Origin of the sequence: Bradyrhizobium oligotrophicum S58 (assembly GCF_000344805.1) — a bacterium.
GTDB lineage: Bacteria > Pseudomonadota > Alphaproteobacteria > Rhizobiales > Xanthobacteraceae > Bradyrhizobium > Bradyrhizobium oligotrophicum.
In genome coordinates this window covers 1,403,260-1,424,647 of record NC_020453.1, presented here as the reverse complement: position 1 = coordinate 1,424,647, position 21,388 = coordinate 1,403,260, and the positions used below count along the sequence as shown (strand labels likewise).

At 65.1% G+C, this 21,388-nt stretch carries 20 protein-coding genes; 14 read left to right on the top strand and 6 right to left on the bottom strand.

The window, feature by feature from the left end; translation table 11 throughout:
• Positions 1–706 precede the first annotated feature (706 nt).
• Positions 707–1,957, bottom strand: coding sequence for an IS4 family transposase (locus S58_RS06130; protein ID WP_244440677.1), 1,251 nt, complete (start codon positions 1,955–1,957; stop codon positions 707–709).
• Between the two features lie 605 nt (positions 1,958–2,562).
• Between S58_RS06130 and S58_RS06125 the strand changes: the two genes are divergently transcribed.
• Both S58_RS06125 and S58_RS06120 read left to right on the top strand, forming a co-directional pair.
• Positions 2,563–3,018: a DsrE family protein gene (locus tag S58_RS06125; protein WP_015664385.1), complete on the top strand. Its 456-nt coding sequence runs from the start codon at positions 2,563–2,565 to the stop codon at positions 3,016–3,018.
• Positions 3,019–3,138: 120 nt separating this feature from the next.
• A complete protein-coding gene (locus tag S58_RS06120) occupies positions 3,139–4,392 on the top strand; it encodes a TAXI family TRAP transporter solute-binding subunit (RefSeq protein ID WP_042338850.1) in 1,254 nt (417 codons plus the stop codon).
• A 276-nt stretch (positions 4,393–4,668) separates the two neighbouring features.
• Here the strand turns inward: S58_RS06120 and S58_RS06115 are convergent, their stop codons facing one another.
• Entirely contained in the window at positions 4,669–5,310 is a 642-nt protein-coding gene (locus tag S58_RS06115) for a glutathione S-transferase family protein (RefSeq protein WP_015664383.1), read from the bottom strand.
• Between the two features lie 3 nt (positions 5,311–5,313).
• On the bottom strand, positions 5,314–6,582 hold the full coding sequence (locus S58_RS06110) for a serine hydrolase domain-containing protein (RefSeq protein WP_015664382.1): 1,269 nt from the start codon (positions 6,580–6,582) through the stop codon (positions 5,314–5,316).
• 218 nt (positions 6,583–6,800) lie between these two features.
• Here S58_RS06110 and S58_RS06105 point away from each other — a divergent pair, with 218 nt between their 5' ends.
• Positions 6,801–7,007, top strand: coding sequence for a hypothetical protein (locus tag S58_RS06105; RefSeq protein ID WP_015664381.1), 207 nt, complete (start codon positions 6,801–6,803; stop codon positions 7,005–7,007).
• A gap of 13 nt (positions 7,008–7,020) precedes the next feature.
• On the opposite strand, the gene S58_RS06100 is transcribed toward S58_RS06105, so the two are convergent.
• Positions 7,021–7,722: a hypothetical protein gene (locus S58_RS06100; protein WP_160167584.1), complete on the bottom strand. Its 702-nt coding sequence runs from the start codon at positions 7,720–7,722 to the stop codon at positions 7,021–7,023.
• Positions 7,723–7,975: 253 nt separating this feature from the next.
• Here S58_RS06100 and S58_RS06095 point away from each other — a divergent pair, with 253 nt between their 5' ends.
• Positions 7,976–8,362 (top strand): ester cyclase, encoded by a 387-nt coding sequence (locus tag S58_RS06095; protein ID WP_015664379.1) that lies wholly within the window; start codon positions 7,976–7,978, stop codon positions 8,360–8,362.
• A 320-nt stretch (positions 8,363–8,682) separates the two neighbouring features.
• Here S58_RS06095 and S58_RS06090 read toward each other — a convergent pair whose 3' ends face one another.
• Together S58_RS06090 and S58_RS06085 are read right to left on the bottom strand one after the other, a co-directional pair.
• Positions 8,683–9,066: a cell division protein ZapA gene (locus S58_RS06090; RefSeq protein WP_015664378.1), complete on the bottom strand. Its 384-nt coding sequence runs from the start codon at positions 9,064–9,066 to the stop codon at positions 8,683–8,685.
• Positions 9,063–9,425 carry a DUF4164 domain-containing protein gene (locus S58_RS06085; RefSeq protein ID WP_015664377.1) on the bottom strand — a complete coding sequence of 121 codons (363 nt, stop codon included), beginning with the start codon at positions 9,423–9,425 and terminating at the stop codon, positions 9,063–9,065. The genes S58_RS06090 and S58_RS06085 overlap by 4 nt, the downstream gene beginning before the upstream one ends.
• A gap of 269 nt (positions 9,426–9,694) precedes the next feature.
• On the opposite strand from S58_RS06085, the gene tkt reads away from it, so the two are divergent.
• The 10 genes from tkt (at position 9,695) to S58_RS06040 (ending at position 21,275) form a co-directional block, all read left to right on the top strand.
• Positions 9,695–11,680, top strand: coding sequence for a transketolase (tkt, locus tag S58_RS06080; RefSeq protein ID WP_015664376.1), 1,986 nt, complete (start codon positions 9,695–9,697; stop codon positions 11,678–11,680).
• A gap of 248 nt (positions 11,681–11,928) precedes the next feature.
• Entirely contained in the window at positions 11,929–13,806 is a 1,878-nt protein-coding gene (gene recQ / locus S58_RS06075) for a DNA helicase RecQ (protein WP_015664375.1), read from the top strand.
• 143 nt (positions 13,807–13,949) lie between these two features.
• Complete coding sequence (gene gap, locus S58_RS06070; protein WP_015664374.1) at positions 13,950–14,957, top strand: type I glyceraldehyde-3-phosphate dehydrogenase; 1,008 nt, start codon at positions 13,950–13,952, stop codon at positions 14,955–14,957.
• Positions 14,958–15,084: 127 nt separating this feature from the next.
• Positions 15,085–15,228, top strand: coding sequence for a hypothetical protein (locus S58_RS38360; RefSeq protein ID WP_015664373.1), 144 nt, complete (start codon positions 15,085–15,087; stop codon positions 15,226–15,228).
• A gap of 27 nt (positions 15,229–15,255) precedes the next feature.
• Positions 15,256–16,446 carry a phosphoglycerate kinase gene (locus tag S58_RS06065; RefSeq protein ID WP_015664372.1) on the top strand — a complete coding sequence of 397 codons (1,191 nt, stop codon included), beginning with the start codon at positions 15,256–15,258 and terminating at the stop codon, positions 16,444–16,446.
• Positions 16,447–16,570: 124 nt separating this feature from the next.
• Positions 16,571–16,750: a hypothetical protein gene (locus S58_RS06060; RefSeq protein WP_244440716.1), complete on the top strand. Its 180-nt coding sequence runs from the start codon at positions 16,571–16,573 to the stop codon at positions 16,748–16,750.
• A 196-nt stretch (positions 16,751–16,946) separates the two neighbouring features.
• The gene (gene fba, locus S58_RS06055; RefSeq protein ID WP_015664370.1) at positions 16,947–18,014 is read left to right on the top strand and encodes a class II fructose-bisphosphate aldolase; all 1,068 of its coding nucleotides are present in this window, start codon (positions 16,947–16,949) and stop codon (positions 18,012–18,014) included.
• A gap of 455 nt (positions 18,015–18,469) precedes the next feature.
• A complete protein-coding gene (locus tag S58_RS06050) occupies positions 18,470–19,492 on the top strand; it encodes a class I fructose-bisphosphate aldolase (RefSeq protein WP_015664369.1) in 1,023 nt (340 codons plus the stop codon).
• Positions 19,493–20,170, top strand: coding sequence for a thiamine phosphate synthase (locus tag S58_RS06045; protein ID WP_015664368.1), 678 nt, complete (start codon positions 19,493–19,495; stop codon positions 20,168–20,170).
• Positions 20,171–20,180: 10 nt separating this feature from the next.
• A complete protein-coding gene (locus S58_RS06040) occupies positions 20,181–21,275 on the top strand; it encodes a tetratricopeptide repeat protein (protein WP_015664367.1) in 1,095 nt (364 codons plus the stop codon).
• Positions 21,276–21,388 lie beyond the last annotated feature (113 nt).

Sequence of the window (21,388 nt, the reverse complement as noted above, 5' to 3'; positions counted from 1 at the left end):
TGACAGGTGTGGGTGGGCGACGGCCGGGCAGATCGCTACAGGGCAGACCCCTCCAGAGCGGATCAACATGGACTCGGCATCGGACATGGCTTCGCATCCTCGCGACGCAGAGCGTCCGAGCTGTTGATCTCGATCGCCCCCTCAAGACAGAGGGCACAGGGAAGGCCGGGCGTCGGCTGACGCCCGTGGCCCGCCTGCGAACAAAATGCAGGCGGCAGGTACCACAGGTGCAGCCGGACACGCCCGGCCTCCCCTGTGCGACGGTTTGAACGGCTGCTTCGCGATCTCCCTGGTGCGCCGGGCTTGTTGGCCACCATGGACGACAACGCGCTTTAAGCGCCTTGCCGCCGGACACCAGCATCGGGGTGTCAGGACCACGCGACTTGACCGTACGTGCATCGCCGTTCGTCCGCGCGAATGACTCAACGCTGCGTCGACACACGCCCATCGCATCCCACTGCCAACGTCTCGTGACGGTCGCGACACGCCCCTCATGCGGCAGCAGGACGAGCGGAAACATCGGCCTGATTTGCCCGACGTGACAAGCCGCGCAGCCTGCGACATCGTAACGCGACGGGCAGTTTGCAGATGGCAGACATGCGCGGATTGCCCGTCGTGCAGTTGCTGATGCGAGAGTCACGCATCTCATTGACTACGACGCGCAGCCACACATTCCCCTGTCGTCCCTGCGAACGCACTAGGGTTTCTACACGGTTTGGAGGGCTCTGCCGGCGACGAGGATTTGGAAGCGACTCATTCCGTTGTGGAAGGTGATGGGCCCGGGAGGCCGATGGGAGGCGTAGCCGGTCCATCCGCCGAGTTTGGCGATGATCCATGCCGCCCACGCGAGTGTTTGGGCAGGATGAGGGTTTTCCTGAAGCTTGGTCCTGCCCTTCATCGTCTTGTTGATGGCCGCCAGGGCCTTCATTTCTTCCGGAGTGAAGGCGCATTCGATCGGCAGTTGTTGACCGCCGTTGCGAGCCTGAACGAGCTGAATGACGATGCAGGCTGCTTTGGTGGCGATGGCCACGAGCTTGATCAGGGCCTGGGCGCTTTCGAGCTGGCTGTCCTCGATCTGCAACCCTTGGGTCTTCAGCGAGCGGAAGAGCTGTTCGATGATCCAGCGCTGCTTGTACCAGGAGACGATCTGCCAAGCGTCGGACGCCTTGGCGATCGAATGAGTGGTCAAGAGCAGCCAATGAACGGCCTCAGCCCCTTTCGGAGGATGCAATTCGACGACTTCCACGAAGCTGACTTCGACGCGCTCCGGCAGGCCCTTCACGCCGGGGCGCGCCGGCCGCTTGAGCTCGGCCGTTCCGAACCGCAGCGAGAGCTGAGCTTGGCGGGCGCGGCGATCCATGCGCTGCGGCAGGTCGATCATCGCCTTGTCGCAGAAGCGCGCTCGCTCCACCGCCTGGTAGAGTGTGCTGCCATCGGCCAGCGCATGATCGTGCATGGCTCGCGTCAGCAGGTGGACGTTGTCTCCCGGCGTCAAAGCCCAATGCGCAAAGAACTCCCCTTCGCGATCATTGACGACGGTGATCATGCGTGCGGCAGCGAGAACGTCACAGGCCTGTTCGGCGGTCGTCACCCAGCGCGCCGATTCCTTGTCGGCCAACTCCCGCTGGTCGTGAGGCACCTTCACCTTGCCCCGGCGCGTCCACACCTTGCCGCCGGTGAGACCGAGGCAGGCGCCGCTGTCGGCATCGACCGCCAACATCGCATGCAACAGCACGCCACGGGCATTGCCTTTGCCGACCTCGCCCAGTCCGCGCCGCCGCCCCTTCCGCGTCTGGAACTTGACCTCGCTGGTGTCCTGGATCGCCAGCACATGCCGCCCCGCGACCACAGTCGCCGTCTGCCGGCTCCAGCCTTCAATCAGCCGATCGATCGTGACTTGCGGATTGTTCACAAACCGCCAGTACGCCATGTACGCGGCCCAGTCACCCTGCGCCATCCGGCGCAGGCAGACGCTGCGCGTGCAAAGCATAGCCTGGACGAACGCTGCCCCCTTTTATCGAGGCGAACGTCGCCAAACTCCCCCAGTGACAGATCCGGCTCTCGCTCCATCTCCGATGCTCCCTTGAATCAAGCATCGGAGATGGAATCATACAACCCGCAAAGACGGCACAACATCATGACTTCCCGAGTCAATCTGTCGCGCCAGACGTGTAGAAACCTTAGTGCGAACGCAGGGACCCATACCGCGGAATCTATCAGTTGGGCACGGTGGCGAAGACCGAGCGCAACAGCAAACAGTAGTGGCTATGGGTCCCTGCGTTCGCAGGGACGACAGCGGTGGGCGTGGCGACGACGGTGGTCCTCACGACGTGCTCGATCACGCCCCTCACCCCTTCATCTCTCTCGTCACCCTTCACTCGCTGTCACCATCACCGTCATCACCCACCGCGCCCCTCATCACCGCCATCGCGGCGGCCGTGCGGCCACGCCGCGTCGGCAGCGCATAGTGTCGCCATGATTGGGGCCCATCGAATGGCAGCTGAGGTTGTGGCGGATCATGGCCACATCCCAATGCCCTGTAGCGTACATTGGAGTCCTGGCATGCGCATCGCTCTCACGACATTGACGGCCGCCGGCGCGCTGTTGATCGCCTCGGCCGGCATGAGCCTCGCCGCCGACGTCAAGATTCACCACGTCTCGATCCAGGTCGATCAGAACGATCCCGCGATCATGAATCTGGCGCTCAACAACGCCAGCAACATCATGGAGACCTACAAGGAAAAGGGCGAGGAGGTCGAGATCGAGCTCGTCACCTACGGGCCCGGGCTGAACATGCTGCGCGAGGACACCTCGCCGGTGAAGGACCGGCTCAAACAGATCGCCGAGCTCAGCTTTCCCTCCAAGATCAGGTTTTCCGCCTGCAACGTCACCAAGCGCGGCATGGAGAAGCGCGAGGGTCACGCGATCGCGATCGTCGCCGAGGCGAGCCTGGTGCCCTCCGGCGCCGTGCGGCTGATGGAACTGCAGGAGAGCGGCTGGAGCTATCTGAAACCTTAGGTAGTCGTCGCCGCAAATCCGCCAGGTTTAAGTCGTACTCAACTACGACCTTGGATTGAAGCGGTCATCACAGTCTGTTCGCGGGGACGCGCAAGCAGACGCGATCGGGGGAATACCGTCATGCGTCGAACGTTCGCTGGTCCAGCGCTGATGGCGCTGGCATTGATCTCTGCTGACTCGTTCACCTCCAACAGCGCGGTGTGGGCTCAGGAGCAACCCGCCGCCCCGCTCTCCCTCAGACCGGCGCGCGCGCCGGAGAGGGAAAGACGGGCGCCTGAAACGCGGGTCATCGAGGCCCGTGCTCCCGAACCGCGCAGCGTTTCGGACGAAGCCACCATCAAGGCGCGCATGAACCAGTGGACCGTCGGCCTCGCCGCCGGCCTGCCCGACGGCGGGTTCGTGCGCTTTGCCAGCGAGATGGCACGGACGATGGATGACGGCGACAACATGCGCCTGATCCCGATGGTCACGCGCGGCACGACCTCGAACATCGCCGACCTGCTCTATCTCCGAGGCGTCGACGTCGCGATCACCTATGCCGATGCGTTCGATTTCTATGCGAGGCAGGCCGGCCTCACCAACATCAACGACCGCATCCGCTACGTGCTCAGGTTCTTCATCTCCGACGTGCACATCTATGCCCGCGACGAGTTCAAGTCGCTGCAGGATCTGAAGGGCCAGAAGATCGCGGTGGGCACCGCGGGTGTCGCGGCCGCGCATACCGGACCGCTGATCTTCCGGCGGCTCGGCATCGACATCGAGCCCGTCGCGGTCGGCGGCCCCGTCGCGCTGGAGAAGCTGCACAAGCGCGAGATCGCCGCCATGGTCTATGTCGCATCCAAGCCCGGCGAGGTGTTCAGCAGCATGAAGGCCGACCCCGGCTTTCACTTCGTGCCCATCCCCTACACCAACCAGTTCTCGGACTTCTATTATCCGACCAGCATCAAGGCCGAGAACTATCCGGCGCTGCTGGCGCCCGATACCGCCGTCGAGACCATCGCGGTCCCCTCGGTGCTGGCCGTGTACAATTGGAAGCCGGGCAGCGACCGCGCCGACCGCGTCAACCGCTTCGTCGATACGCTGTTCACCAATCTCGCGCGGCTGCAGCAGCCGCCGTTCCATCCGGGCTGGAAGGATCTCAATCTCGAAGCCCAGGTGCCGGGCTGGCAGCGCTATCCCTATGTCGACGCCGTTCTGGAGCGCATGAAGAAGGAAGCCGATGTCGGCCTGCCGCCCGCCGCGACCGGCAGCCTGTCCCAACAGGAGCGCTTCGAGGCGTTCCTTGCCTCGAAGGCCCAGGCACCGACTTCGAAGGCCGAGAAGGAGGAGCTGTATCGCTCATTCCTGGACTGGAGCCGCAAGCGGCAGAAGTGAGGGCGCGAACCCTCGTGTGTTTTGAGATGCCGGCGATGAACTCTTTTCCGACCCCACACCGATGGTGGCGGGAGCACACGCGTCCGAACAAGAGACATGAGCTATCGCGGCAGAGATAGTCGGCCCCTCGCCTTCTTCTTACGGGGGCGCGACGAGCTTCGCTCGCGCTGAGAGGGTTGGGGTGAGGGGCAGACGCACGGGAAGTGTTCGTTGAAAGACCTGTACCCCTCACCCGAGCGAGCCGTCAGGATGATCGCCTAACAAACGCTCCAGAAATCAACTCAACAACAATTCCATCCCCGGATCGCCCTTGGCCATGGCGCGCTGATAGGCCGGGCGGGCGCCGATCCGTGCGAGATAGGCGCGGATGTTGGGGAAGGGTGCGAGATCGTAGGGCAGGAAGTAGCGCATGGTGGTGAGCGAGAACACCGTCATGATGTCGGCGGTGGTGAGCGTGCTTCCGGCCAGATAGTCCGCCTCGCCGCAGCGCGCCTCGACAGCTGCGAAGGCGCGATCGAGACGGCTTCGCATCATCAGCAGCACAGGATTGTCCTCGGCGAGACCAAGCCGGTTCAACAGCATCATACGGCCCATGCCGGCCTGCAAAGTGCCGTTGGCAAAATGCAACCAGTACAGGAAGTCGGCGAATCCAGGATCGTCCGGACCTGGGCGCAGCCGCCCATGGCCATGCTTCGCGCTGATGTACTCGACGATCGCACCGGATTCGGCGAGCACGAGGTCGCCGTCAATGATGACCGGCGCCGAGCCGATCGGATGCAATGCCTTGTAGTCCGGCGGCGCCAGCATGGTGCTGGCGTCGCGCGCATAGCGTTTCAACTCATAGGGAATCTCCAGCTCCTCGCAGAGCCAGACGATGCGTTCGGATTGCGACTTGCCGAGATGATGAACGATGAGCATGGATCATCGTACCATGGCGCCGTAGACGATGTCCTGCACCTGCTCGCGATAATATTTGCGCAAGTCCCCGGGCGCGGCCGTGCCGACCACGACGACGAGGCGCTCTTTGGGGTCGCAGAAGAACTGCGTGCCGAAGGCGCCGTTCCAGCTGAACTCGCCGGGATTGCCGGGCACCGCCGACAGACCTTCGCTGGTGCGCACGGCGACGCTGAGCCCGAAGCCGAAGCCGGCGCGGTGCGGCTCGATGATGGCAACCGTGTTCTTGATCTCCGGTCCGAGATGATTGGAGGTCATGTGGTGCACGGTCTTGGGGCTCAGGATGCGCTGACCGTCGAGTTCGCCGCCATTGAGCAGCATCTGGCCGAAGCGAAGGTAGTCACCGATGGTGGCGAACGAGCAGGCGCCGCCGCAGTCGAACTTGGTCGGGGTATCCAAGAGCCGGATCGCCTGCGGCTTGCCGGTGACCGGATCGTTCGGAAACGGACGCGCCAGCCGCGGCCGCTGCGCCTCCGTCGGCGCGAACGTCGCGTCCGCCATGCCCAGCGGCTTCCACAGGTTCGCCGACAGATACTCACCGAGCCGCTGCTCGCTGACCTTCTCGACGACGGCGCCGAGCACGTCGATGGAAAAGCCGTATTCGAACTGCGTGCCCGGCTGATGCGCCAGCGGCAGCTTGGTGATGCGCTCGATGAAGGCCTGCGTGTCGCCTTCGATCGCCGGCGCAATGCCGTCCGGATAGAGCCGCGCCACCGGGCTCGCGCTGTCGGGCCGGCCGCCATACATCAGGCCGGAAGTGTGGCGATAGAGATCGTGAATCAGGATCGGGCGGGCCTGCGGCGCGAGCTGGAGCGTTCCATCTTCCTGCGTGATGCCGACCTTCATGTCGGCAAATCCCGGATAATAGTCCGAGAGCTTCGCCTGCAGCGGCAGGCGGCCCTGCTCCATCAAGGTGAGCGCGCCGACCGCGGCCATCGGCTTGGTCATCGACGCCAGCGCGAAGATGGCATCGAGGGGCATCGGCGTGCCCTTGACCGGATCGAGTTGGCCGTAAGCCTTGTAGTGCACGAGCTTGCCATCGCGCGCGATCGCGACCACCGCGCCGGGCACCCGCTTGGCCGCGATCTCGCGGGCGAAGAAATCGTCCATCCGCGCAAGGCCCGCTTGCGAGAAGCCGACCTCGTCGGGCTTCGCCTCGGGCAGCGGCGCGGCGGTGAGCGGGGTGACGATCGTGGTGAAGGCTGTGGCTACAGCCGCGAGGATCAGCTTGTTCAAGTGCACCTCCCTGATGCGCGGACGATCCCGCTTGTCTCGCGAGAGTCGACAAGTCCGCTTCTGGCAGGAGTAAGGCAGCCCATGGAGAACGACAAGCGCTCGCAACACGATCGCATCGCGATCATGTGATGGACTTCGCTGCTGCACAATGAGACCGCCCGACGACGGATGGATGAGAGGCAACGTCAGCGCCAGGCATCAGGACGCGTCGAGACCGCATGCTGAAAACGATCAAGATCGTGATTCAGGTCATCTGGGCCGGTTTCATGCTCATCCTGGGCACGGCCGTCGGCGTGAGCTACGGCTTCAACCGCTACGGCACCGCTGGCGCATTCGTGCTCGGCTTCGTCGGCCTGTGCCTCGGCGCGCTGGCCGCGCTTTGGCCGGAGATGGCGCTGGATATCCTGTTCTCGGGGATCTGGTAGAGGGATGGCCTCGCTACCACGGCAGCGGCGACGGCCGAACGGTCCACCCTTGGCCGAAGCGGACCAGGAACGCGTTGCAATCGTCGACGGGGCACTTCTGCCCGCTATCGGCGGGAAACACCTGCAGCGCGACGTGGTCGTTGTCGACCCAGTGCTCGAATCGCCACTCGCGCGGCTGATTTGCCGGGGCAGATTGCCATTGCAGTGACAGCTCGCCATTCGCGGCAGAGCCGATCGCGAGATCGTGTTCGCCGCCATAGGCGTAGTCGTTGTCGATGGCGACGAAGCGGGATCCATCCGGCGTGAAGTGTGGCACCCCGCTGAGCTTCAGGGTTGCACCGGTGCGAGCGCTGAGCAGCTCCACGCTCCTGCCTTCGTAATAAGAGATCCCGATCGCGTAGACACGCGTCTCGGGATGATAGCTGATCAGGGCAAAATGGACGCAATGCTGCGCGTCGTCATTTTGGCACGCCTTCTGGTCGTTCTGGTATGTCTTTATCTTGCCGCTGTCGAGCCGGATCGTCAGCAGCTCCCCCTTGCGACTGACGCGGTCGCGAAGCTCGCGCAGACAGGCCGCTTCCCGGTCTGCCGCCCAGTCGTCTCCGATTTTCATGCAGGTCGAGACCGAGGGCACCGTACCGGCGTCGCCCTGTGCGGAGACCCGCCCGGTCGCAAGCGCCAGCACCAGCACCAGCACCAGCGACAACAGGATCAAGCCGCGGCATGCCATCTGATGCTAACGCCCTTTGTGCACTGGCGACAATTTTAAGATGAGAGTGCGTTCGACTTCAAGTCGTACAAGCTGCCTATCATTGCGGGCAAAGCCGTGCGTGGCGCCATTTCCACGTTCATTATTTGCGCTGGGCGCCGTGCCAACGCTTACCTATCGCCGCCGTGGAGCATGTGCTCGGAACCATCGTGCGCGGCCATCGGTTGTACGGGTCACCATGTTCGAACAACGACCGCCCATGACCGCACCCGAACTCGCCGAGATCTATCGCGCCTACATCGCCTGCCTGAATGCGCAGGACTGGCCGCGGCTCGGCAATTTCGTGCACGAGCATGTCGTCCACAACGGCCGACGGTTCGGGCTCTCCGGCTATCGCGACATGCTGGTGGGCAACTTCGCCGACATTCCCGATCTTTGCTTCGACATCCGCCTGCTGCTGTCAGACCCGCCCTACGTCGCGAGCCGGCTGGAATTCGACTGTCGCCCCAGGGGTACGTTTCTCGGGCTCGCCATCAATGGCCGGCGCGTCGCCTTCACCGAGAACGTGTTCTACGAATTCCGCGACGGCAGGATTGCAGAGGTATGGTCGGTGATCGACAAGGCCGCGATCGAGGCGCAGCTGTGAGCGAGAACGCGTAGGGTGGGCAAAGGCGCGCGCAGGCGCTGGTGCGGCTTGCACCATTGCTCGGCGCGCCGTGCCCACCATTGGCACCACGCGTGAGAGCGGTGGGCACGTCGCGCGAGACATCGGCATATGACGCAGCAGCATCGCGAGCGCGCCTTTGCCCACCCTACGGCAGGTCGTGCGATGCCGATTCGTCATTGCGAGCGCAGCGAAGCAATCCAGAGTGACAGAAGTAAGTCTGGATTGCTTCGCTGCGCTCGCAATGACGGCGCAACTAACAAGGCTATCGGACCTGGCACCTATTAGTACGCGTCACGCCCTCACCCGATCGCGACGCCACCACCGATCGTGCGGTTCAGCACCTGCGTCGTGCGCTCGATGCGTTCGGCGGCGGCGTTGAGGGCTTTGGCGACCGCGACCTGCGTGGCGCGGGCGCGGTCGGTGGACTGGTTGCGCACGTTGCGCAGGCCTTCGAGCTCCTGCTCCAGCGCCTGGACGCGCTGATTGGCGTCGATCAGTTCGTCACAGACGGTGAGCGCGGCCATCACGGTGAGCCTTGCGTCGCCGATCTCGCCGAACTTGCCGCGCAGATTGGTGATGCGCGTCTCCAGGCTCTCGGCGAGCTTCAGCAGCCGAAGCTCCTGCCCTTCCTCGCACGCCATGCGATATTGGCGGCCGTTGATGGTGACGTTGATGTGGCTCATTCGTCATCCTCGTCGTCTTGCTCATCGCCATGCGCATCGGCTGGCGCGTCGCCGCCATTGAGCACCGCGCGGATGGTGCCGATCGCGCTGTCCAGGCGTTCGGCGATCTCGCGATTGGTGCGCTCGAGCCGGCGCGATTTCATCAGCGAGCCGTCGAGCTCGTCGGCGAGCCGCGAACGGTCGGCACCGAGCGCCTGGATGCGCGTCGCCAGCTCGTCCTCGTCGCGATCGGCCTCGCGCCGCCGTTCGACGGCGCTCTCCAGCGCGTCCAATGCCGTCATGAGTCGCCGCGTCGCCGCCTCCAGATCGGCGGCGCCGGGTTCCACCTGGCCGGCAAGATTGGCAGGGTGATCGTTCATGGCACGGATGCGAGGCCTTTGGACCGCGGGGATAGCGACAAAAGCCGCTGTCCGGCAAGCGTTTACAGGCAAAATCTTACGTGCTGGGCGAGCCAAGCGCAACGCTCGGCCGAAACTATGCACTACTAAGCAACTTTTGGGACGCAAAGGGCGTTGCATTGCCTTTGATTCCCGGAACCGAGGTGCTAATCAGCCCGCAAAATCCCGGCCCGCCAGCAATACCGGCGGCTCCCCTGTCATCAGCATTTCACGTTTGGACGGATTCCAGCATGACGCAGGTCGATCATTCCCGCATGGCCAATGCCATCCGCGCGCTCGCAATGGATGCCGTCGAGAAGGCCAAATCGGGCCATCCCGGCCTGCCGATGGGCGCCGCCGACGTCGCCACCGTGCTGTTCACCCGCTTCCTGAAATATGATGCTGCAGCGCCCGCCTGGCCGGACCGCGACCGCTTCGTGCTGTCGGCGGGACACGGCTCGATGCTGCTCTACGCGCTGCTGTATCTGACCGGCAACGAGGTGATGACGCTCGACCAGATCAAGCGCTTCCGCCAGGTCGATTCGCTGACCCCGGGGCATCCGGAAAATTTCCGTACCAAGGGAATCGAGACCACGACCGGCCCGCTCGGCCAGGGCATCTCGACCGCGGTTGGCATGGCGCTCGCCGAAAAGATGCTGCAGGCCGAATACGGCAAGAAGACCGTCGATCATCACACCTACGTGCTGGCCTCGGACGGCGACCTGATGGAGGGCATCTCCCAGGAAGCGATCGCGATGGCCGGGCACTGGAAGCTCAACAAGCTGATCGTGCTGTGGGACGACAACGGCATCTCGATCGACGGCCCGCTGTCGATCGCCGATTCGGTCGACCAGGTGAAGCGCTTCAAGGCGTGCGGCTGGGCGGCCGAGCTGATCGACGGCCATGACCCCGAGGCGATTGCGGCGGCGATCACCCGAGCGCAGAAATCCTCCAAGCCGAGCCTGATCGCCTGCAAGACCACGATCGGCTATGGTGCGCCGACCAAGGCCGGCACCTCGAAGGTGCATGGCGAGGCGCTCGGGGCCGAGGAATTGAAGGGCGCCAAGGAGAAGCTCGGCATTTCGCAGGAAGCCTTCTCGGTGCCCGACGACGTGCTCGCAGCCTGGCGCGAGGCCGGCCGCCGCGGCGCCCCGGCGCGGACCGAATGGGAGACGCGGCTCGGCGAGATGGGCCCGCGCAAGCGTGCGGATTTCGAGCGCCGGCTGCGCCACGAGCGCCCGCCGGCGCTGGCAAAGGCACTGAAGGACCACAAGAAGGCGCTGCTGGAGAGCCCGCTCAACGTCGCCACCCGCAAATCGTCGGAGGCCGCGATCGAGGTGATTGCCGCGGCGATGCCGTTCGAGTTCGTCGCAGGCTCCGCCGACCTCACCGGCTCCAACAACAACAAGGCGAAGTCGGCCACTTCGTTCTCGGCCAAGACGCCGAAGGGCCGCTTCATCCATTACGGCATCCGCGAGCACGGCATGGCGGCGGCGATGAACGGCATCTTCCTGCATGGCGGCTTCGCACCGAACGGCGCCACCTTCCTGGTGTTCTCCGACTATGCCCGCGGCGCCATGCGCCTGTCGGCGCTGATGGGCGCCGGCGTCGTCTACGTGCTGACACACGACTCCATCGGCCTCGGCGAGGACGGCCCGACGCATCAGCCGGTCGAACATCTCGCCGCGCTGCGCGCGATCCCGAACATGCGCGTGTTCCGGCCGTGCGACGCGGTCGAGACCGCCGAATGCTGGGAGCTGGCGCTCAACCGCACCAACGGCCCGACCGTGCTGGCGCTGACGCGGCAGAACCTGCCGCAACTGCGCACCAACGCGCCCGCCGACAATCCCTGCAGCCATGGCGGCTATGAGCTGGTCGCAGCGCAGGGCGAGGCCAAGGTGTCGCTGTTCGCCACCGGCTCCGAGGTCGAGATCGCGGTGGCCGCGCAGAAGCAGCTCGCCGAGCGCGGCATTGCCGCGCGCGTCGTCTCGGTGCCGTCGCTGGAGCTGCTGCTGGAGCAGCCGGCCGAGACCAAGGCCAAGATCATCGGCAACGCGCCGGTCAAGATCGCCATCGAGGCCGCGGTGCGCTGGGGCTGGGACGCCGTGATCGGCCAGGACGGCATCTTCGTCGGCATGCATTCGTTCGGCGAGAGCGGCCCGGCCAAGGAGCTGTACAAGCATTTCGGCATCACCGCCGAGGCCGCGGTGGACGCGGCCGTCAAGCGGCTGGGCTGATCGTCCTGCGGTCAGCGGCCACATCGCCAGTCTCGGATCTCACCCTCATGGTGAGGAGGCGCGAAGCGCCGTCTCGAACCATGAGGCCAGGGTTCGGGCCTTCCCCCTTCGAGACGCCCGCCTCCGGCGGGCTCCTCAGGGTGAGGGGCGGCATTGACTATGACGCGCCAAAAAGAGGACAATACGAGAACAGGCGCAGATTGTTGATGCGCTCGTTCGCCTGACCTTTCGGAAGCTCCCGCACACCCATGCCCTCAACTCCCAACGCCCCGACCGATAGGGCCGATCGCGCGCTGGCCGTGCTGCATTCGGTGTTCGGTCTGCCCGGCTTTCGTGGCGCGCAGGAGAAGGTGGTCCGGCATGTCGCCGAGGGCGGCAATTGCCTGGTGCTGATGCCGACCGGCGGCGGCAAGTCGCTGTGCTATCAATTGCCGGCCTTGCTGCGCAGAGGCTGCGGCATCGTGGTGTCGCCGCTGATCGCGCTGATGCGCGACCAGGTCGCGGGCCTGCTCGAGGCCGGCGTCAACGCCGCAGTCCTGAACTCGACGCTGTCGCGCGAGGAAGCCGACGAGGTCGAGCGGCGGCTGATATCAGGCGATCTCGATTTGCTCTATGTCGCGCCCGAGCGGCTGGTGACGCCGCGCTGCCTGTCGCTGCTGGAGCGCGCTGATATCGCACTGTTTGCGATCGACGAGGCGCATTGCGTGTCGCAATGGGGGCACGACTTCCGCCCTGAATATATCGGCCTCTCCGTCATTGCCGAGCGCTTTCCCGACGTGCCGCGTATCGCGCTGACCGCGACCGCCGACGAACTGACCCGCAAGGAAATCGCCGAGCGGCTCAGCCTCACTGATGCGCCGCAATTCGTGGCGAGCTTCGATCGTCCCAACATCCGCTACGAGATCGTCGACAAGAACAACGGACCGGCCCAGCTCAAGGCCTTCATCAAGGAGCGCCACCCGGGCGATGCCGGGGTCGTCTACTGCCTGTCGCGCGCCAAGGTCGAGGACACCGCGGCCGCGCTGACCGAGGCCGGCATCACCGCGATCCCCTATCACGCCGGGCTCGACGCAGGCGTTCGCGCCCGGAACCAGGACCGCTTCATCAACGAGGACGGCGTGGTAGTCGTAGCCACGGTCGCGTTCGGCATGGGCATCGACAAGCCGGACGTGCGCTTCGTCGCCCATCTCGATCTGCCGAAGAGCATTGAGGCCTACTACCAGGAGACCGGGCGCGCGGGGCGCGACGGCAAGCCCTCGACCGCCTGGATGGCCTATGGCCTGTCGGACATCGTGCAGCAACGCCGCATGATCGACGAGTCCACCGGCGCGGAGGCGTTCAAGCGGGTGTCGATCCGCAAGCTCGACGCGCTGGTGGCGCTGGCCGAGACCGCCGGCTGCCGGCGCAAACTGCTCTTGAGCTATTTCGGCGAGAGTCCAGCGGGCGACAATTGCGGCAATTGCGACAACTGCGTGTCACCGCCGAAGATGCGCGACGGCAAGGTGATCGCGCAGAAGCTGTTGTCCTGCGCCTATCGCACCGGGCAGCGGTTCGGCGCCATGCACCTGATCGACGTGCTGGTGGGACGCGCGACCGAGCGCGTTAAGCAGTTCGGACATGATCAATTGTCAGTGTTCGGTATCGGGCGTGAGCTCAATGAGAAGCAGTGGCGCGCGGCGCTGCGCCAGCTGGTGGCGATGGGCCATCTTGCTCCCGACAGCGAGGCCTATGGCGCGCTGAAGTTCACCGAAACGTCGCGCGGCGTCCTGAAGGGCGAGACCCCGGTCATGCTGCGCGAGGAGACGGCGCACGCCGCGCGAGCCATCCGCAGCAAGTCGCGGCGCGGCGAGCTGGTACCGCGGCCGGGCCCGGCTGATGACGCCACCCTGCTCGCCAGCCTGCGCGCGTGGCGCGCGGAGATCGCGCGCAAGCGCGGCGTGCCCGCTTATGTGGTGCTGCACGACGCCACCATCGACGGCATCGCGGCCGCGCGTCCGACTACGTCAGGACAGCTCCGTGGCATACCAGGGATTGGCGACAAGAAGCTCGAACATTACGGCGATGAGCTGCTGGCGCTGATCGCGGCAGCGAGGCCTTCTGGATCAGGATCGCCACCAGACGGTTGAGATCGACAGGAAAAAGGTCTACCAAAAGGTCCATATCGTCCGCTCTCGCCCGGCAGAACCGGGTGGCATAGTTCCAAAACCCTCGTGGCGCCCTCTAGGAAGGCCGCCGACGGGGACGAGAAACGTCATTGAAGGAGACGAAGATGGCAGTCCGGGTCGGGATCAACGGGTTTGGCCGCATCGGCCGCAATGTTCTGCGCGCGATCGCGGAATCGGGTCGCAAGGACATCGAGGTGGTCGGCATCAACGATCTCGGTCCGGTCGAGACCAATGCCCATCTGCTGCGCTTCGACAGCGTCCATGGCCGCTTTCCCCACACCGTGACCGTCGACGGCGACAGCATCGACATCGGCCACGGCAAGATCAAGGTCACCGCCGAGCGCGATCCGTCGAAGCTGCCCTGGAAGGATCTCGGCGTCGACATCGCGCTGGAATGCACCGGCATCTTCACCTCCAAGGACAAAGCCTCCGCGCATCTGACCGCCGGCGCCAAGCGCGTGCTGGTGTCCGCGCCGGCCGACGGCGCCGACGCGACCATCGTCTACGGCGTCAACCACACCTCGCTGACCAGGGATCACCTGGTCGTCTCCAACGGCTCCTGCACGACCAACTGCCTGGCGCCGGTCGCCAAGGTGCTGAACGACACGGTCGGCATCGAGACCGGCTTCATGACCACGATCCACGCCTACACCGGCGACCAGCCAACGCTGGACACGATGCACAAGGATCTCTACCGCGGCCGCGCGGCGGCGATGTCGATGATCCCGACCTCGACCGGTGCCGCCAAGGCGATCGGTCTGGTGCTGCCCGAGCTGAAGGGCAAGCTCGACGGCGTCGCGATCCGCGTGCCGACGCCGAACGTGTCGTGCATCGACCTCAAGATCGTCGCCAAACGCAACACCGATCCGAAGGAGATCAACGAGGCGATGAAGCGCGCCGCCGAGCAGGAGCTCAAGGGCGTGCTCGGCTACACCAATGCGCCGAACGTCTCGATCGACTTCAACCACGATCCGCACTCCTCGACGTTCCACATGGACCAGACCAAGGTCATGAACGGCAACCTCGTGCGCGTGATGTCCTGGTACGACAACGAGTGGGGCTTCTCAAACCGCATGGCCGACACGGCCGTCGCGATCGGCAAGCTGCTGTAACTACCTCCCAGTCATTCCGGGGGCGCCTCGCAAAGGCAAACCCGGAATCTCGAGATTCTCCGGTGCGCAATTGCGCACCGTCGTTCGATGCTTCGCACCGCCCCGGAATGACGGCTGAGGAAGCGACATGCCCCTTCCCAACTGGCTCGGAATCCCCGGCGCAATCGTGCTGATCAGCCTGATCGTGTACGGCTTCCGCCAGGGCATGAAGGTGACCAAGAAGCAGGAAGGCGATCCGCCGGAAAACACCGACGGATATAATCACCACTGATTAGTCCCTCGTTTTACGGTGGCTTCAATGAAACAATTCCGCACCCTCGACGACGTCGATCCCAAGGGCAAACGCGTGCTGCTGCGCGTCGACCTCAACGTCCCCATGGACAACGGTCACGTCAGCGATGCCACGCGCCTGGAGCGCGTCGCGCCGACTATCAATGAAATCGCCAGCAAAGGCGGCAAGGTCATTCTGCTCGCCCATTTCGGCCGGCCGAAGGGCCGCGATCCGAAGGAGTCGCTGAAGCCGGTCGCGGCCGCGCTGTCGCAAGTGATCAAGCGCCCGGTCGCCTTCGCCGATGACTGCATCGGTGAGCCCGCCGCCACCGCCATCGCCGCAATGAAGGATGGCGACGTGCTGTGCCTGGAGAATACGCGCTTCCACAAGGAGGAAGAGAAGAACGATCCGGCCTTCGTCGCCGAGCTCGCCAAGCTCGGTGACATCTGGGTCAACGACGCCTTCTCCGCCGCGCACCGCGCCCATGCCTCGACCGAGGGGCTCGGCCATAAGCTGCCGGCCTATGCCGGGCGCACCATGCAGGCCGAGCTCGACGCGCTCGACAAGGCGCTCGGAAAGCCGGCCAAGCCGGTGATCGCGATCGTCGGCGGCGCCAAGGTCTCGACCAAGATCGATCTGCTCGAAAACCTCGTCACCAAGGTCGATGCACTGGTGATCGGCGGCGGCATGGCCAACACCTTTTTGCATGCGCAGGGCGTGCAGATCGGCAAGTCCCTGGCGGAGAAGGACCTCGCCACCACGGCGCTGCGGATCATGGAGAAGGCGGAAGCCTCGAACTGCGCCATCATCCTCCCCGTCGATGCCACCGTGTCCTATCACTTCGCAGCCAATTCGCCGTCGTTCGCCTATGGGCTCGACGCCATTCCACCTGACAGCATGATCCTCGACGTCGGCCCGCAATCGACCGCGCGCATCCATGCCGCAATCGACGACGCCGCGACGCTGGTCTGGAACGGCCCGGTCGGCGCCTTCGAGCTGGCTCCGTTCGACCGCGGCACCATGGTCGCGGCCAAGCACGCGGCCGAACGCACCAAGGCCAAGAAGCTGATCTCGGTGGCCGGCGGCGGCGACACGGTGGCAGCGCTCAACCAGGCCGGCGTGGCCACGGACTTCACCTATGTCTCGACCGCCGGCGGCGCTTTCCTGGAATGGATGGAAGGCAAGCCGCTGCCGGGTGTCGAGGTGCTGAAGGTCTGATGTTTCGGCGCTTGTCGGCCATGGATGTTTCTGTTATGTTCCATTTATGGCTGACAACCCGACCGACGCTGTCCATTCGATCCTGATCAAGATTCAGGAGAGCATTGCTACGTTCCGATCGGAGATGGGACAGTTCAGGCAATCTGTCGACGCGCGGTTTGAGGGCGTCGAAAACCTCATTCGCAAGCAGCGGCGCGATTCCGCAGGCATGCTGGTCATGATGCGTGCGGCCGCCAGCGATTTCGATGAACGCGTCAGCGAGGTTGAGGAGCGGATCGCGGCTCTCGAAGCCCGGAAGAGCTGATCCTGCAGTCGTCGCGCCGCCGCCCAAATGAGCCAGCTCTGGCGCGCTAACCCTCGACATCGCCTGACCGCCCCCTCGCCTGCGTTGCCGCCACCCTTGGAATCTGCCCACCGGCGCGTTATGCACGGTGCAGCAAGTTTCGACGCGTGCGTCATCAATCGCGCGGTCCTCAGTCCTTATCCAGGGAGTTCCAGCCATGGCTCGTATCACGTTGCGTCAATTGCTCGACCACGCGGCGGAAAATGACTACGGCGTCCCGGCCTTCAACATCAACAACATGGAGCAGGCGCTGGCGATCATGGAGGCGGCGAATACCGTCGACGCCCCGGTCATCATCCAGGCCTCGCGCGGCGCCAGGTCCTACGCCAACGACATCATGCTCAAGCACATGATGGATGCGGTCACCGAGATCTATCCGCACATTCCGGTGTGCGTGCATCTGGACCACGGCAACGGACCCGACACCTGCATGACCGCGATCCAGGCCGGCTTCACCTCGGTGATGATGGACGGCTCGCTCAAGGCCGACGGCAAGAGCCCGGCCGATTGGGACTACAATGTCGGGGTCACCAAGACCGTCACCTCCATGGCGCATCTCGGCGGCATCTCGGTCGAGGGCGAACTCGGCGTGCTCGGCTCGCTCGAGACCGGCATGGGCGACAAGGAAGACGGCCACGGCGCCGAGGGCAAGCTGTCGCACGATCAGCTGCTGACCAATCCGGACGAGGCCGTGAAGTTCGTGCGTGAGACCCAGGTCGATGCGCTCGCGATCGCAATGGGGACGTCTCACGGTGCCTACAAATTCACACGCAAGCCGGACGGCGACATCCTCGCCATGAACGTGATCGAGGAGATCCACCGCAAGCTGCCGAACACGCATCTCGTGATGCACGGCTCGTCGTCGGTGCCGCAGGATCTGCAGGAGATCATCAATTCCTACGGCGGCAAGATGAAGCCGACCTGGGGCGTGCCGGTCAGCGAGATTCAGCGCGGCATCAAGAACGGCGTGCGCAAGATCAACATCGACACCGACAACCGCATGGCGATGACCGGTCAGATCCGAAAAGTTCTGTCGGAGCACCCGGAAGAGTTCGATCCGCGCAAGTACCTGAAGCCGGCGATGGAGGCGATGGCCAAGCTGTGCAAACAGCGCCTGCAGGAGTTCAACACCGCGGGCCAAGCGTCCAAGATCAAACGCGTGCTGACGACAGCCGAGATGGCCAAGCGCTACGCCAAGGGCGAGCTCGCCCCGAAGGTGGCGTAAGACAAGCTGACCGCGGCCGCAGTGAGCTCCCCTCCCCCTTGCGGGGAGGGGTCGGGGGTGGGGGTCCACGAGTCATCCTCTATGTGATGACTCCACGTTCGATACGGCACGTCGGCGGTCGGCGCTTCGAGCGACCGCAGTCGAGCAAGTATTTTGCCGCAGTCGAGGCGATCGACTATTTTGCTCGGCGTATATCGAAATTCGTTTGGAACGTCGAAGGCGCACAAACCAAAGTCGGTGCCCGGAGACCCCCACCTCCGACCCCTCCCCGCAAGGGGGAGGGGAGCGCACCGTCGCTGAGGTGACTAATTGCCTCCAATCAGCGAACCTTGTGCTCACCGAAAGACCTCCTTCACCTCTCCGAGAGCCTGCCTTACCCGCGGCCAATGTTTGCTCGGCAACCGCCCGAGAACCGTCTATTTTGATGGGCAGGGCAGGTGCGTCTGGAGCCAAGCATGAATCTCTCCGCACTGAACACGACGGCCCTTGCCATGGTCACACCCGGCAAGGGCATTCTCGCCGCCGACGAATCCACCGGCACGATCAAGAAGCGCTTCGATGCCATCAAGGTCGAATCGACCGAGCAGAACCGCCGCGATTATCGCGAGATGCTGTTTCGCAGCGACGGCATGAAATATATCTCCGGCGTCATCCTCTATGATGAGACCATCAGGCAGAACGCCGCCGACGGCACGCCGCTGGTCAAGCTGATCGAACGGGCCGGCTGCATCCCCGGCATCAAGGTTGACGAGGGCACCCGGCCCCTGCCCTCCTGTCCCGGCGAGACGGTCACGATCGGCCTCGACCGGCTTGCGGATCGGCTGACGACGTACTACGCGCTAGGTGCGCGCTTCGCCAAATGGCGGGCCGTGATCGCTATCGACAAGGACAACATCCCTTCGATGACCGCCGTTCATGTCAATGCGCATGCGCTCGGCCGCTACGCCGCGCTGTGCCAGGCTGCGAACATTGTGCCGATTGTCGAACCGGAGGTGCTGATGGATGGCGATCACGATATCGAGCGCTGTTTCGAGGTGACGCGCCGCGTGCTCGATGAGGTCTTTCACGAATTGCGGATCCAGCGCGTCGCGCTGGATGGCATGATCCTGAAGCCGAACATGGTGGTCTCCGGCAAATCATGTCCCGAGCAGGCCGCTGTCGCGGAGGTGGCCGAGAGGACCGTGCAGATGCTCAGGGAATGCGTGCCCGCGGCGGTGCCCGGCATCGCCTTCCTGTCCGGCGGCCAGTCCGACGAGGACGCGACCGCGCATCTGGATGCGATGAACAGGCTCGGGCCGCTGCCGTGGAAGCTGACGTTTTCCTATGGCCGCGCCCTGCAGGCAGCGCCGCAACAGGCGTGGGCGGGCAAGGCGGCGAACACGCCGGCCGGCCAGCGCGCCTTCAGCCACCGCGCCCGCATGAATGCGCTTGCGAGCCGCGGCGAGTGGACAGCAGCGCTCGAGAAAGAGGCGGCCTAAGTGTCGAACAAGACGGCATCCGCGCGGCCTGCGCCGCGCCTCTATCTGGCAACGCCCGTCGTCACCGATCCGGCGGCGCTCGCAGCCAGCCTGCCCGCGATCCTCGCCGGCGCCGACGTCGCCGCGGTGCTGGTGCGGCTCAAGGACAGCGATCCGCGCAGCATGATCACGACGGTCAAGGCGCTGGCACCGGCGATCCAAGGTACCGGCGCGGCGCTGCTGATCGACGGACACCCCGACATCGTTGCCCGCGCGGGCGCCGACGGAGCACACCTGACCGGGGTCGCCGCGCTTGAGGAGGCCATGGCCGGGCTGAAGCCGGACCGCATCGCCGGCAGCGGCGGGCTGTCGACGCGCCATGATTCGATGCGCGCGGGCGAGCTCGGCGCCGATTACGTGTTGTTCGGCGAGCGCGATGCGCAGGGCCGGCGGCCGTCGCCGGACGCCGTCAACGAGCGCCTGGCCTGGTGGGCCGAACTGTTCGAGCCGCCCTGCATCGGCTATGCCATCTCGCTGAAGGAAGCGGCCGATTTCGTCGCAGCCGGAGCCGATTTCGTGCTCGTCGACGATCTCGTCTGGAACGACGCGCGCGGGCCGGCCGCGGCGCTCGCAGAGATCGGCGCGGCAATCCAGGCCGCCCATGCGACAGCGTCAGTCACTGCGCCTGTCCAGAGCTGAACGGCGGACGATGACGATCCTGCGCCTCACATGTTTTCTGGCTGCGCTCGCCGTGCTGGCGACGGGCGCGCGCGCGCAGATCTCGCTGACGCCCCCGGCCTTGCAACAGCCGCCGGCCGACAAGCCCAAACCTGCCGAGAGGGCGCCGGAGAAACCGGCCGAGAAGCCGAAGCCGCCGGCGCCGCCGGTTGCCGCCAAGAAGCCGGCGCCGGCCAAAGCGCCGCCGTCGGCCCCCTCAGCCCCCCCGCCCCCGCCGGCGGCCAACGATCCCAATGCGGACCTGGTCTACGGCGCCTATCAGCGCGGCCAGTACAAGACCGCCTTCGACCTGGCCTCGCCGCGGGCGCAGGCCGGCGACCCCAAGGCGATGGCGATGCTCGGCCAGCTCTACGAGAACGCCATGGGCATCCGCCGCGACTACGACAAGGCCGCGATCTGGTACAAGCGCGCCTCCGAGGCCGGCGACCGCGAGGCGATGTTCGCTTTGGCGATGATGCGGCTGGCGGGACGCGGCGGCCCGGTCGACAAGCCGGAGGCGGTGAAGCTGCTCGCCTCCGCCGCGAAGCTCGGCGAACCCAAGGCCGCCTATAATCTGGCGCTGCTCTATCTCGACGGCCAGACCCTGCCGCAGGACCTGAAGCGCTCGGCCGAGCTGCTGCGCATGGCGGCGGATGCCGGCAATCCGGAAGCGCAATATGCGCTGGCGACCTTCTACAAGGAAGGAACCGGCGTTCCGAAGGATCCGGAAAAGGCCGTCCGGCTGCTGCAGGCGGCGGCGCTCGCCGACAATGTCGATGCCGAGGTCGAATACGCGATCGCACTCTACAACGGCATCGGCACGCCCGAGAACAAGCCCGCGGCGGTGTCCCTGCTGCGCCGGGCGGCTCGGCAGAACAGCCCGATCGCGCAGAACCGGCTCGCCTGGCTGCTGTATTACGGTGCCGGCGCGCCGATCGACAAAGTCGAGGGCTACAAATGGCACCTGGTCGCCAAGACCGCGGGCAAGGGTGACCCCAAGCTGGACGAGAAGTTCGCCGACATGCCGCCGGAGGACCGCGCCAAGGGCGAGCAGGCGGCCAAGCGCTGGCTCGGCACCATCAAGTGACCTTGCAAGCGACCTGCAAGTCCCCGCCAAGCGACCGGCGGCTGATCCGCCCTTGACGCGGCGGCCCCGGCAGGGCACCCACAGCCAGCCATTTTCAATCGCCTCGCCCCGTA